The organism is Burkholderiales bacterium (assembly GCA_035518095.1).
Taxonomy (GTDB): Bacteria; Pseudomonadota; Gammaproteobacteria; order Burkholderiales; family JAHFRG01; genus JAHFRG01.
The window spans coordinates 1-13577 of record DATIXX010000013.1 but is presented as its reverse complement, the minus strand read 5'-3'; the positions used below and the strand labels follow the sequence as shown (position 1 = coordinate 13577).

At 55.0% G+C, this 13577-nt stretch carries 12 protein-coding genes; 5 read left to right on the top strand and 7 right to left on the bottom strand.

Features of this window, described 5'->3' with window-relative positions:
- Positions 1-4 precede the first annotated feature (4 nt).
- Both nusA and rimP read right to left on the bottom strand, forming a co-directional pair.
- On the bottom strand, positions 5-1477 hold the full coding sequence (nusA, locus tag VLV32_02770) for a transcription termination factor NusA (protein HUL40821.1): 1473 nt from the start codon (positions 1475-1477) through the stop codon (positions 5-7).
- A gap of 16 nt (positions 1478-1493) precedes the next feature.
- On the bottom strand, positions 1494-1925 hold the full coding sequence (rimP, locus tag VLV32_02765; protein ID HUL40820.1) for a ribosome maturation factor RimP: 432 nt from the start codon (positions 1923-1925) through the stop codon (positions 1494-1496).
- 235 nt (positions 1926-2160) lie between these two features.
- Between rimP and VLV32_02760 the strand changes: the two genes are divergently transcribed.
- The 5 genes from VLV32_02760 to VLV32_02740 all read left to right on the top strand — a co-directional run bounded on the left by VLV32_02760 (position 2161) and on the right by VLV32_02740 (position 6495).
- A complete protein-coding gene (locus VLV32_02760) occupies positions 2161-3867 on the top strand; it encodes a glutamine--tRNA ligase/YqeY domain fusion protein (GenBank protein HUL40819.1) in 1707 nt (568 codons plus the stop codon).
- Positions 3864-4394 carry a hypothetical protein gene (locus VLV32_02755; protein ID HUL40818.1) on the top strand — a complete coding sequence of 177 codons (531 nt, stop codon included), beginning with the start codon at positions 3864-3866 and terminating at the stop codon, positions 4392-4394. Before VLV32_02760 ends, VLV32_02755 begins: the two co-directional genes overlap by 4 nt.
- A gap of 113 nt (positions 4395-4507) precedes the next feature.
- Positions 4508-5047, top strand: a complete 540-nt coding sequence (locus tag VLV32_02750) for a ferritin-like domain-containing protein (protein ID HUL40817.1) — start codon at positions 4508-4510, stop codon at positions 5045-5047.
- A 112-nt stretch (positions 5048-5159) separates the two neighbouring features.
- The gene (locus tag VLV32_02745) at positions 5160-5888 is read left to right on the top strand and encodes a Mut7-C RNAse domain-containing protein (protein HUL40816.1); all 729 of its coding nucleotides are present in this window, start codon (positions 5160-5162) and stop codon (positions 5886-5888) included.
- Between the two features lie 163 nt (positions 5889-6051).
- Entirely contained in the window at positions 6052-6495 is a 444-nt protein-coding gene (locus tag VLV32_02740; protein HUL40815.1) for a DUF2721 domain-containing protein, read from the top strand.
- 60 nt (positions 6496-6555) lie between these two features.
- Here the strand turns inward: VLV32_02740 and VLV32_02735 are convergent, their stop codons facing one another.
- The 5 genes from VLV32_02735 to VLV32_02715 all read right to left on the bottom strand — a co-directional run bounded on the left by VLV32_02735 (position 6556) and on the right by VLV32_02715 (position 13529).
- On the bottom strand, positions 6556-7533 hold the full coding sequence (locus VLV32_02735) for a CoA ester lyase (protein HUL40814.1): 978 nt from the start codon (positions 7531-7533) through the stop codon (positions 6556-6558).
- Positions 7534-7566: 33 nt separating this feature from the next.
- Positions 7567-10320: a phosphoenolpyruvate carboxylase gene (locus VLV32_02730; protein HUL40813.1), complete on the bottom strand. Its 2754-nt coding sequence runs from the start codon at positions 10318-10320 to the stop codon at positions 7567-7569.
- Positions 10321-10400: 80 nt separating this feature from the next.
- Positions 10401-11309: a succinate--CoA ligase subunit alpha gene (gene sucD / locus VLV32_02725; GenBank protein ID HUL40812.1), complete on the bottom strand. Its 909-nt coding sequence runs from the start codon at positions 11307-11309 to the stop codon at positions 10401-10403.
- Positions 11310-11320: 11 nt separating this feature from the next.
- Positions 11321-12514, bottom strand: coding sequence for a malate--CoA ligase subunit beta (locus VLV32_02720; GenBank protein HUL40811.1), 1194 nt, complete (start codon positions 12512-12514; stop codon positions 11321-11323).
- Between the two features lie 64 nt (positions 12515-12578).
- Complete coding sequence (locus tag VLV32_02715) at positions 12579-13529, bottom strand: D-2-hydroxyacid dehydrogenase (GenBank protein HUL40810.1); 951 nt, start codon at positions 13527-13529, stop codon at positions 12579-12581.
- Positions 13530-13577: the final 48 nt, after the last annotated feature.

The window sequence follows — 13577 nt, the reverse complement described above, 5'->3', positions numbered from 1 at the left end:
CTCATCAAGCGAACCAAGGCGCGCGCGCCGTCATGATGAGCTTCTTGGCGCGGTCGGCATCCATGCCGGTGATTTCCAGCAAGTCATCCACTGCCAAATCAGCCAGCCCTTCCTTGGTCGTTACACCTTTGGCAGCCAACATCCGTGCCGTTTGACTGTCCATTCCTTCCAGGGTCAATAAATCCTCGGCATCATGTTCCACCCGCTCTTCGCTGGCAATCGCTTCGTTAAGCAGCGCGTTTCGAGCACGGCTCCTCAGCTCATTGACCGTCTCTTCGTCCAGGGCCTCGATTTCGAGCATTTCATTGAGCGGCACGTAAGCCACTTCCTCGAGCGTGTTGAAACCCTCCTGCACCAGAATATCCGCGACCTCCTCGTCCACGTCCAGCCGCTCCATGAAGAGCTTCTTGACATTCGCCGATTCCTCGGTGCTTTTTTTCTGAGACTCCGCAACCGTCATGATATTGAGCGCCCAGCCGGTGAGTTCTGACGCCAATCTCACATTTTGCCCGTTGCGGCCGATCGCCTGAGCCAGGTTTTCCTCCTCCACCACAATATCCATGCTGTGCTTTTCTTCATCCACCATGATGCTGCTCACCTCTGCAGGCGCCAGGGCGTTGATCACGAACTGTGCGGCGTCGGGCGACCACAGTATAATATCTACGCGCTCTCCAGCCAGCTCCCCGGTCACCGCCTGTACCCGTGATCCGCGCATTCCAACGCAGGTTCCGATTGGATCTATGCGCTGGTCGTTCGCTTTCACCGCAATTTTGGCGCGTGAACCCGGATCCCTTGCAGCAGATTTTATTTCCAGCAAACCCTCTTCGATTTCCGGAACTTCAAGTTCAAACAGCTTCATCAGAAATTCGGGAACAATGCGCGACAAAATCAACTGCGGCCCGCGGCTGTTGCGGTCGACGCGCATCAGATATGCGCGCACCCGGTCACCGACTCTCAAGTTCTCCTTAGGAATCATCTGATCACGCGGCAACAACGCTTCAATTCGGCCCGATTCGATCATCGCATTGCCGCGCTCCATGCGCTTGATCACGCCGGTTACCAGCTGCTCCTTGCGTTGCAGGAAATCGTTCAGGATTTGCTCGCGCTCGGCGTCGCGTATTTTCTGCAATATGACCTGCTTCGCGGTTTGCGCACCGATGCGCCCGAACTCCACGGCTTCGAGCGGCTCTTCAATATATTCGCCGAGCTGAATTTCCGGACCGCGATTTTGTGCCTGCTGCAAGGTCATTTGGCGCGTCGGCGCTTCCAGTTCCTCGTCGGGCACCACCTGCCAGCGTCGGAACGTCGCGTATTCTCCGCTGCTGCGGTCCACCGATACCCGCACTTCGACATCATCGTGAAAACGCTTCTTGGTGGCGGACGCAAGCGCCAATTCCAAAGCTGCAAAAACGATGTCCCGGTCAACGCTTTTTTCGCGCGCCAGGGCATCCACGAGCAATAAAATTTCACGACTCATAACCAACGACCTCCAGCTATAGATTGGGGATCAGGCGGGCTTTTTCCAGATTGGCCATGTCCAACGCCAGCATCCTGCCGTCCACTTCAAGCTGCAAAAACCCGCCATTGATCCCGCGAAGCACGCCCACAAAATTTCGCTGGCCGCATACAGGCGCCCGCACCTTGATTTGCGCTCTCTCTCCAGAAAAACGCTCGAAATCCGCGCTTTTTTTTAGTACCCGGTCCAATCCCGGGGACGAAATCTCCAGCCTCTCGTAATCGAGGTTTTCCACTGCAAACACGCGGCTAAGATGGTTGCTGACGCGGGCGCAATCGTCTACGTTAACTCCACCCGACTTGTCGATAAACACTCTCAGCAGCTTCCCCCCCGCCGACATTTCCATGTCTACGAGTTCAAACCCAAAGCCGTTCACGGCCGCTTCCACTTTTGCCCGAAGATCCGCCATAATCAATATCACAAACAAAAAATGGGCTGAAAGCCCATCTCCATTTCTTACTCCGCCATTCTAGCAAAATATTTAAGCGAATCAAATAGGATAAAATGACCGGGCTCGGGTCTGGCGCGAGCATTTACCGTTATTGCAAGGACTTCTCGCGTGGAATTTGCCTCAGCATTTGGTACAAAAGTCGGAATTTTTTCTTTAACTTTCATGCCGGTTTATGTTAAAAGAGCTTCCGAATATGGGAAAAACGTCTCCTGAATCGCCTGCCGCGCCCAACTTTATCCGCAACCTCATTGACCAGGACAACGCCACGGGTAAATGGGGTGGGCGGGTGGAAACGCGCTTTCCACCGGAGCCCAATGGCTATCTGCACATCGGCCATGCCAAATCGATTTGCCTCAACTTCGGCCTGGCGCGGGATTATGGCGGTGAATGCCACATGCGCTTTGACGATACCAACCCGACCAAGGAGGAACAGGAATATGTGGATTCAATCCTCGATTCGGTGCACTGGCTGGGTTTCGACTGGGGCAAACACCTTTATTATGCATCCGACTATTTCGACAAACTCTATGAGTTTGCCGAGCATTTCATTAAAACCGGCAAAGCTTACGTAGACAGCCTCAGCGCCGACCAGATTCGCGAGTATCGCGGGACCTTGACTGAAGCCGGCAAAGAAAGTCCCTATCGCAACCGCTCAATCAAGGAAAATCTCGACTTGTTCCGGCGCATGAAAGCAGGAGAGTTTCCAGACGGCACCCACGTGCTGAGGCTCAAGATCGACATGGCATCGCCCAACATCAACATGCGGGATCCTGCAATTTACCGCATCAGACACGCGGATCACCACCGCACCGGCGGCAAATGGTGCATTTACCCGTTATACGACTACACACACTGCATTTCCGATGCGCTGGAAAACATTACTCACTCAATCTGCACCTTGGAATTCGAAGATCACCATCCACTTTATGACTGGGTATTAGAACAACTGGCCACGCATAAGCTGCTTAAGCGCCCGTTGCCGCAACAAATAGAATTCGCGCGATTGAACCTCACGTATACCGTGATGAGCAAAAGGAAACTCATTGAACTTGTCGACGGCAAGTATGTGGACGGCTGGGACGACCCACGCATGAATACCCTGGTCGGCGTGCGCCGCCGCGGCTATACACCAGAATCCATACGCCTCTTTTGCGACCGCATCGGAGTCTCCAAAGCGGATTCGTGGATTGACGTCGGCTTGTTGGAAGAAGCGCTGCGCGACGATTTGAATGAGCGCGCTGAACGACGCATTGCCGTGCTGCGGCCGCTGAAACTCATCATCGACAATTACACGGACGGCAAAATCGAGGAATGCGAGGCACCCAATCATCCCCAAAAGCCGGAAATGGGCAAACGCAAATTACCGTTTTCCAAAACACTTTTCATCGAGCGCGAGGATTTCATGGAAAACCCGCCCAAAGGCTACTTCCGTCTGTCGCCCAACACTGAAGTCCGCCTGCGCTATGCTTACATCGTCAAGTGCGTGAGCGTGGAAAAAAACGCGCTGGGAGAAGTTGAAATCGTGCACTGCACTTATGATCCGCAAAGCAAGAGCGGCAGCGCCGGCGCAGACGCACGCAAAGTAAAAGGCAATATTCACTGGCTTTCTGCTGCGCATGCGCATCGGGCTGAAGTGCGGCTCTACGACCGGCTGTTTGTTCATCCGCATCCGGACGCCGGCGGCAAAGACTACAAGGAGTTCTTGAATCCGCATTCCAAGGAAGTAATCAGCGCCTATCTCGAGCCCGGTCTGGCATCAGCCAACGCCGAAGACCGTTTTCAGTTCGAACGGCACGGTTATTTTGTCGCGGATTTAAAGGACTCCAAGCCCGGCATGCCCGTATTCAACCGCGCCGCCACGCTGCGCGATTCGTGGACCCGGCAGTCCGCGAAACAATGAATTATCTTCATTATCGACTTCACGTGGCAGCCACGGCCCATTTGCTCAAGCGCATAGGGTTCTCTGGGGTATTTTTGGTGGTGCTTGGAAGCTGCGCCTACTACAGTGGCTACGGGCTTAAGCCGGGCGTTGCCAAAGAATCCGATATCCGAGAAGCCATGGGCAAACCAACAGTCACATGGATGACACCCGCCGGGGACGTTTGGGCCTATCCACGTGGACCCTTGGGTGCGCAAACTTTCCTGGTCTACTTTGATAAAAGCGGGACGCTCAAAGCGATCGAACCGGTGCTGGATGAAGACCATTTCGCCCAAATCGCGGCGGGAATGACTCACGAACAGGTGCTGCACAAGATTGGGCCCCCTTTTCAAACTATAACATTCCCTAATTTGGATCAGGTGTCATGGGATTATCACTACACCGACTTGTGGGGTTATTCCGCTATTTTCTCCGTGATTTTTGACCAAGCCGGGCGGGTGGTATATACCTTCAAACAACGGCAGTTTCAGGGCGGCAACCACCAATAAAACCGTGAATGCTGTAGGTCGGAACATGAACAAAATAAAGAAAATCTCTACTCTAATCGCTAATTAAATATGTTACGCTCCAAAGTCGAACCTTCTAGTCCCCGGGAAAAATCATGGCAAACAAACCATTTCTTACCGACATCAAGACGCTGCGCAAACGCGCGCGGCAGCACATCGAACAAGGTGCGGTTACACCTGGCTATAAAGGAAACCGGGAAACCGTAATTAAATTACTGAACGAAGCGCTTGCCACTGAAATAGTCTGTGTGCTGCGCTACAGGCGCCATCATTTCATGGCTGCTGGAATCAATGCCACAAGTGTGGCGCAGGAATTCCTAGAGCATGCCAACGAAGAACAGATGCATGCCGACCAAATTGCGCAGCGCATCGTGCAGCTTGGAGGCGAGCCGAATTTTTCACCGGAAGGATTGCTCACCCGCAGCCACGCCGAATATGTCGAGGGTGACACGCTGATTAGCATGATCAAGGAAGACTTAGTCGCCGAGCGGATCGCGATCGACAGTTACAGGGAAATGATCGTCTATCTCGGCAACGACGATCCCACTACCCGCCGTATGATGGAAGGCATCCTGGCTATGGAAGAAGAGCACGCTGAGGATTTGGTGAGTTTGCTGCAAAAGCTGGGTTCGTAATATTCAGCGCGTTAAGAAAACAAAATTCGACCTAATTCACTATGTTGGCATTTTGCTGCCATTCAAGTGAAGACCACGTCAAAATAAATTAAGAGTCATCAGACCGGGTCTCATGGCGACCGCCACTTTCAGGTTCCACGGGGAACTTGCCGACTTCATAGCCCGCGACCGCAGAGACGTTGCGTTCGATTACGTATGCGCGCGAGCCGCAACCATCAAGCATGCGATTGAATCCCTCGGCGTGCCACACACTGAAGCTGGACAATTGCTGGTAAACAATCATCCGGCGACTCTCCCGCGCATTGTGCGCGAAGGCGATGCGATCGAGGTTTTCCCCCACAGATTTGTCGAAGTAGTCTCGGATAAGGCGCCAGAATTCGTGGCGGATGCTCATCTCGGCGGCCTTGCGCGAATGCTGCGCATGCTCGGCTTTGATACGCTGTACGAAAACTCGATGTCTGACCATGAGATCATTGATATCGCGGCGCGCCAGCGGCGCATCGTGCTCACGCGCGACCGCGAGCTGCTGAAAATTCGGGACGTGGCGCGCGGCTGCTTCGTCCACGCGCGTAAACCCGAATTGCAGCTGCGCGAAGTTGCTGTGCGCTTCGGCCTCGAGCGCCATATGCGGCCATTCACGCTGTGCCTGCATTGCAATCTTCAGCTCGAAGCCCTCGAAAAAAGCAAGGTGACTGGACATGTTCCCGATCGCATCTACGAGCATTACGCCGAGTTTACGCGTTGCCCGGGTTGCGGACGCATTTATTGGCGAGGTTCGCATTGGGCACGCATGCGCGAAATGCTGGGCGCCTGGCTCACCAGCCCGATCCCTATAGGCTGATTGATTTAGAAACAAATTTATAGAAAGCCCGACGACGTCAAAGAGCGCGGCAGCAGACCGCCCCGCCACGCATTACCCTTCCTTTCTTTCACTACTTGCGTCATGATATCTGGACTTTTGTGACCCTAATTGCTACGGCTTCCTCTACGATTCAGCAGATACTATGATCGGTCACGGTTTGACTCCCACCGCGGTTGGCCACGCTATACAACTTGCAGTTGGACCGGTCTTTCTCATTACCGGCGTAGGCGCGACGTTGTCCGTGCTCGCCAACAGGTTGGCCCGAATCGTCGATTCTGCCCGTGTTCTTGAAGGCCGCCTGTCTACGAGTGATGAGAAAGAGCGCAGAGATCTCCATAGACGGCTTGCCGTGCTTTCCAAGCGCGCCCGGCTATCATATGCGGCAATCAGCCTGAGCGCAGTGTGTGCTCTGCTAATCTGCGTGCTTGTACAGGTTCTTTTTCTGGAAGTGTTTCTCTCCGTGGAATTGCCCAGCCTGATCGGCGTGTTGTTTATCTTCGCCATGATGGCTTTTATTTTTGCACTGATTTGTTTTTTGTATGAGGTCTATATCGCAACCGCCACTCTCAGAATCGGCCCTCACTAGCGGTAGCGACGATGACTTCACCTTCACCCCGCCCGCTCCCATAATGAGACGCGACGGGCTTTACGCGCCGGCTCGGATAGCTTCAGCCTTCTTGAGCAGCGCTTCCGCCATGCGGATGCTTGCTATGTCGATCAATCGCCCATCGAGCGATACTGCACCCTTTCCTTCTTTTGCAGCCTGTGCCATGGCTTCCATGATTCGTTTGGCTCTACTTACCTCTGCTTCAGAAGGCGTGAAAACTCTGTTCGCCAATTCAATTTGCGATGGGTGAATCGCCCATTTGCCTTCATAGCCGAGAACTGCGGCGCGATTGGCTGCAGCGATAAACCCGTCCGGGTCGTTGAAATCGCCAAACGGCCCGTCAATCGGACGCAGGCCATACGCGCGGCAAGCCACCATCATTCGCGTTTGCGCTGCGTGCCAGGGATCGGTCCAGAAATATTGCCGGTTGCCGTTCGCATCCTTATCGGTTAGCACACCCGAGTCTTTGTTCACTCCGCCAATGACCGTGGTGCGGGCGCGGGTGGACGCCGCGTAATCGGCCACCCCGAACGACATCGCTTCCAGCCTTTTGCTCGACTGTGCAATCGCTTCAACGTTGGCCATGCCTAGCGCAGTTTCAATCAGTACTTCGAACCCGATGCGTTTCGAGCGTTTTTTTGCCGTCTCAATCTGTGTCACCATCATATCCACGGCATAAACATCGGCCGGTACACCGACCTTGGGAATCAGTATCATGTCAAGACGCGCGCAGGCTTCCACGATATCCACTACGTCACGGTACATGTAATGGGTATCGAGGCCGTTGATGCGCACCATCAAGGTTTTGCTTCCCCAACTGATTTCATTCAGCGCCTGAATGATATTCTTGCGCGCCTTTTCCTTGTCGTCTGGAGCAACGGCATCTTCGCAATCGAGAAAAATAATATCGGCGGCGGATTTCGCAGCCTTTTCGAACAGAGCAGTGTTGGTGCCAGGAACGGCGAGCTCGGAGCGGTGCAGGCGCGCGGTTGCGGGTTCAATGCCGGTGAAGCTCATGAGGTTCCTTTCCTAAACTGAAATTAAATTTTGCTAACCGGTTGCGCCAAAACCCGCGGCGATGCAGTTGATCGATTGCAGCAGCGCATCACGGTAAAGGTTTTTCGCTTCCCCCTCCGGTTCCAGACGGTAGCGACGCAGTAAGTCGACCTGCTCCCGGTTTATCTGATTAAGCATGGGTAATCGTATTCCAAAGCGCCGGCGATATTCTGGAAAGCGCTCGGCGATATCCTTGCCTTCGCTGACCTTCAGCACCATCTCGCGGGTAAGCTGGTATTCGGCCTCAATCCTGTGAAAGATTTCCGCCCGAATCTGCTCATTTTCGACCAGCCCCGCATACTGACGCGCGATGTCCAGATCGACTTGAAGCAACGTCTTTTCCACCTCGTCAATGATAAGGCGGAATAGCCGCGATTCATTGAACATGCGCCGCAGCAGACCAAGCCCTGCTGCGCCTCGAACCTGCAGAAAAGCGGAGAGACCGCCACCCATGCCATACCAACCCGGTACGATATGCCTGTTCTGTGACCAGGCGAACACCCAAGGTATGGCACGCAAATCGGCTAAACTCTTCGCGCCAAAACGGCGCGTCGGGCGCGAGCCGATATTGAGCAATGAAATTTCTTCAAGCGGGCTTGCGGACTGAAAATAGGCTGGCAAATCCGGATGGCGCGCAAGTTGACCGTATGCAACCTGCGCAGTTGCCGAAAGTGCTTCCATGGCTTCGTCGAATTCGGGATTGGCGCGTAATGCCTGCTCGCGGTCTGATTTCAGCGAATGTTCCAGCACGCTCGCCGCCAAGACTTCAACGTGGTACGCGGTGGTACCCTTGTTGGCGTATTTGAACGACACCACTTCGCCCTGTTCGGTGACACGGAAACGTCCGCAAATGGAACCCGCGGGCTGCGCCGCAATGGCGCGTCCTGTGGCAATGCCGCCGCGGCTTACCGAACCGCCGCGACCGTGGAAGAAAGTAATCGGTATACCGGTTTCCCTTCCAAGCTGCGTGAGCTTGACCTGCGCCTTTGCCAACTCCCAATTACTGGAAAAAAATCCGCCGTCCTTGTTGGAATCGGAATAACCGATCATGACTTCCTGGTACCCACCCTGCGCGTGGATGCTGCGCTTCATAACCGGCACGTTGAGCAGCTCACGCATGATTGCCGGCGCGCGCCGCAGATCTTCAATGGTTTCGAACAGCGGCGTGATCGGCAGCCTGCAATATTCCACTCCGGCAGGATCGTAGAAGAGCCCGCTTTCTTTGGCCAACAAGTACACGCCCAGCACATCGCTCACGGTACGGGTCATGCTGAGAACGAAGGTGCCGAATGCCTGCCTGTCCAGAACATTCCACATCTCAGCGATGAGGCCAAACATACCCAAGGTTTCCTTGGCTTTTGCGGAAAGGCGAGGCGCCGGGCGGCCGGGACTCAACGGCGTTGCCAGCTGCTGTAGAAGCCATGATTTCCATTCGTCCGAATCAAACCGGGGTGGTTCACCGTCATTAAAATGAGTTGCGAGCCACAACTCGTTCAACGCTTGCGTAATGCGCGTTGTGTTTTCCCGAATGTCCAGCCGAACCGTACTGAAGCGGAACGCTTCTACTGCGCGCCGGATGGGAGTGACCAGAGACCATGCCAGCGTTTCACCCTGGCTCTCCGTCAATCCCTGCTCCAGCGTCTTCAAGTCCGCAACTAATTCGTCCGCGCTGGCATAGCCCTTGTTGCCGGATATGGGACGGCCTTTTTCAACTTCAGCAAGCGTAAAATCGAACCGTCGCAACATGCACGCTAGATACTGACGGAACAGCTCTCCTGGATTGCGCGCGGAGATCGCAACTCCTTTGTCCGAGCGTTCCAGCGCGTGCGCCAGCGCGGCCCGGAAATTGTCGGTAACGGGCGCGGCGCGTTCAGTTATGCTCAATGTCTGCAGCAACTCAACAAGGCGAGACTTATAATGGCGCAGGCTGGCCAGGCAGTTTTGGTACAGCGCATCGCGGGTCACACGGTTTGTAACATGCGGGTTGCCGTCGCGGTCGCCGCCAATCCACGCACCAAATTGGAAAAAGGGCGGAATCTGAAAGTGCCCGCCGGGGTAGGCGCGGCGCAATGCGTAATCCAGCTTGTCGAGCAGTGCCGGCACCGCATCAAACAAAGTCTCGTTGAAAAAATGCAGACCCCACGCTACTTCCTGGGAAACAGTCGGTTTCTCCAAACGAAGTTCGCCCGTAAACCACAACAGTTCGATGTCGTTTCTCAGCATTGCCACCAAGTTTTCACGTTCGCGGCCCGTCCAGCGCGGCGATTCCAGGTCCATTAGCCGACGATATATTTTGCGGTGTCTTTCCAGCACCGTCACGCGTTTCGCTTCGGTCGGATGCGCCGTGATGACGGGACGGATTTTTAAAGTGTCTAATAGCGCGCATATTTCATCAGCCGCGGTTCCGCTGCCCGCAGCTTCCGCGATAACCTGGCCCAGAGTTCCCCGCACATTTTGATAACCGCGTTCATTCTCAAGCTGACGACGGTGGCGCATTGCGGCATTTTCCTCGGCAATGCTGAGCAGCTGGAACCAGATTCCTTGCGCCTGCAGCGCTCTTCCGAGCACCGAGGCAGGTAAATCAAAATGGCGCGACTCGCCGCGCAGCATCGGGATGATCCGAGGCTCGTGACGCTCAACGACATCTGCCAAAAGCTCAAACAAAAAACTCACCAGTTGCTGCTCGTAGGCCATGTACTCCATGGCCTCCGCCTGAGTCGGGAGAGAAAAAAAGTTGTCGGGCTTCATATTTTGTGTGCCCAGAGGAAAATCCAGGTGTTCAAGGCCAGCCGTGAAACAATGTCAGCAGATTAAGGCTACGGTATTGCTTAGGAAATAACCTTTCGCGACTTTTTCTTTTTCAGCACGTCTGCAACACAAGAACCTAGCTCGGAAGCGCTAGGTGCGACCACTAGGCCATAATTTTTCATGATTTCACTTTTCTCCGCGGCGCTGTCTCCGGTTGCGGAAATGATGGCTCCTGCATGCCCCATGCGCCGGCCCTTGGGTGCGGTAAGCCCCGCCACGTATCCGACAACAGGTTTGCTCATGTTCTCTTTTACCCACTTTGCCGCTTCCGCCTCCTGCGGGCCGCCGATTTCGCCTATCATCAGCACAGCTTCGGTTTCGTTATCCTGCTCGAACAGCACGAGATGGTCGAGAAAGGAGCTGCCGTTAATGGGGTCTCCGCCGATACCTACGCTGGTGGTAACACCGAGCCCCAACGCTTTGAGCTGGGCAGCCGCTTCATATCCGAGCGTTCCGGAGCGCGATACAATGCCCACGGTCCCACGCTGGTAAATGTGCCCGGGCATAATTCCCAACATGGCCTTTCCTGCACTAATTATCCCTGCGCAATTAGGGCCCACCATCAGCGTGCGGCGCTCTTTCGGGTAGCGCATGAGATAGCGCTTGACCCGCATCATGTCCTGCGCTGGAATGCCGTCGGTGATCGAACACACCAGCCGGATTCCTGCATCCGCCGCCTCCAGGATTGAATCCATGCAAAACGCAGGTGGAACGAACGTGATGCTGGCGTTCGCGCCAGTCTTGGCGACGGCTTCCTTGATGGTATTGAACACCGGCAGTCCCAGGTGCTTCATGCCGCCCTTGCCGGGTGTGACCCCGCCCACGACCTTGGTGCCATACTCGATCATTTCCTTGGCGTGAAACGTGCCCTTGTCGCCGGTAAAACCCTGAATCAGGACCGGGGTTTTTTCGTCAATCAATATGCTCATCGTAGTCCTTCCTATGAAGCAGTCGTGGCGCCGCGTTTATCGGACGACTTAGCGGCGGCCACAACTTTCTGCGCCGCTTCGAGCAATGTCTCCGCCACGATAAGAGGGAGTTTGCTCTCGCGCAGGATTTCGCGGCCTTCATTAACATTGGTTCCAGCCAGCCGCACCACGAACGGCACCTTGATATCCACGTCACGGTAGGCTTGCACGATGCCTTCGGCAACCCAATCACAGCGGTTGATTCCGGCAAAAATATTCACCAGAATAGCGCGCACATTCTTGTCGGTGAGCACCAGTCGCAACGCGGCGGCAATTCGATCCGGCGAGGCGCCTCCGCCTACATCCAGAAAATTCGCCGGCGTGCCGCCCGCGTACTTGATGGTATCCATGGTCGCCATAGCCAGTCCAGCGCCGTTTATGACACAGCCGATTGCTCCGTCCAGACCGATATAATTCAGATTATGCTCGGCTGCCTGTACTTCGCGCGGGTCCTCCTGCGCGGGGTCGCGCATTTCCGCGACATCGGGGTGGCGGAAAAGCGCGTTTTCATCGAACGACATCTTGGCGTCGAGCGCCAGCACCCTGTCGTCCTTAGTCACTACCAGCGGGTTGATTTCCAACATGGTTGCGTCGAGATCCCGGAACGCGCGGTAAGCTCCCATCATGGTTTTCACCGCTCGCGCCACCTGTTTGATGTTGAGCCCGAGACCGAACGCCAGTTCGCGAGCCTGGAAGCCCTGCAAACCTACTGCCGGCTCCACGATTTCCTGCAAAATTGCGTTGGGAGAATTCTTGGCGATTTCCTCGATCTCCATGCCGCCTTGAGCCGAAGCGATGACCCGAATGCGCTCGATCTTGCGATCCAGAACGTAACCCAGATAAAGCTCGCGCTCAAAAGGCTCCGCCACTTCGATATAAAGTTTCTGGACAATTTTTCCTTCTGGTCCGGTCTGGCCGGTCACCAGCTTTTTTCCTAGCATGGCCTTTGCCGCCTCGTGGACCTCGTGATAGGTCTTGCATAGTTTGATGCCTCCCGCCTTGCCGCGGGCACCGGAATGAATCTGCGCTTTCACCGCCCAATGCCAGCCGCCCAGTTCTGTGGCGCTATATACCGCCTGGTCGGGGCTGTATGCAACCGCGCCGCGCGGTACCGCGACGCCAAGGCTGGATAACAGTTCTTTGGCCTGATACTCGTGAATGTTCACTTAATACTCCTCTGCGCTGAGATTTTTCGGTTTCAAAACTTTTTCGAGGTTGCGACTTGGCACCTTAAACCACCAGGTTTTGAGGTTTGCCGCTTACAAAGGCGTCGATGTTGTCGATCAATTGGTCGGCCAGAAACTGCATGGCATTGTCTGAAGCCCAGGCTACGTGGGGCGTCAATATAAAATTGGGCCGTCTCACATTTAGCAGCGGGTTGCCTTCCTTTGGCGGTTCTTTGGTAAGAACATCGAATCCCGCCCCGGCAATTAATTTCTCGTCGAGCGCGCGAACCAGCGCGGCTTCGTCTACTAAGCCGCCGCGGGCGGTGTTGATGAGCAACGCAGTCCTTTTCATTTTGCGAAATTGCTCGAGCCCAATCATGTTTCTGGACTCAGGCGTCAGCGGGCAATGTAGAGAAATCACGTCAGATTCGGCCAGCACGGTGTCCTGAGGCGTGAATTCGACACCAGGAGCCTTGGGCGGAGCGTGGTCCGCGAATAACACACGCATTCCGAAGCCGCGCGCGATTTTAGCCGTGCCCTGACCAATTGCGCCCTCGCCAAAAATGCCGAGAGTAGCTCCGAACAGGTCACCGATTGGATGGTTGAAAAAACAGAATTGATCGACTTGCTGCCAAACGCCGTTCTCCACGTCCTGGCGATATGCGAGCAAATTTCGACGCAGCGCCAGAATCAACGCGAAGGCGTGCTCGGGAACAGTGTGAATGGCGTAGTTGCGGATATTCGCGACCGCAATCCCGCGCGCCTTGCAGTAATCGGTGTCGATAACGTCGTAGCCTGTGGCGGCGACCGCAATCATCTTGAGCTTGGGCAGCTTAGAGAGTGTTTCCTTGCGCAACGGCACTTTGTTGCTGATGGCGATTGTGGCATCACCTAAACGATTGAGCATTTCAGCCGCCGCGGTGGTTGAGTATTCGTTCCAGGTATGCTCAGACGCCGGGCGGCGCACATTCGCTCTCAGCGTGGAACGGTCTAGAAACACGATGTGGTGTTGCATGAGTGCCGCGGTCCTTGATCAATATATCGAACCGGTCGAGTGTGAGGC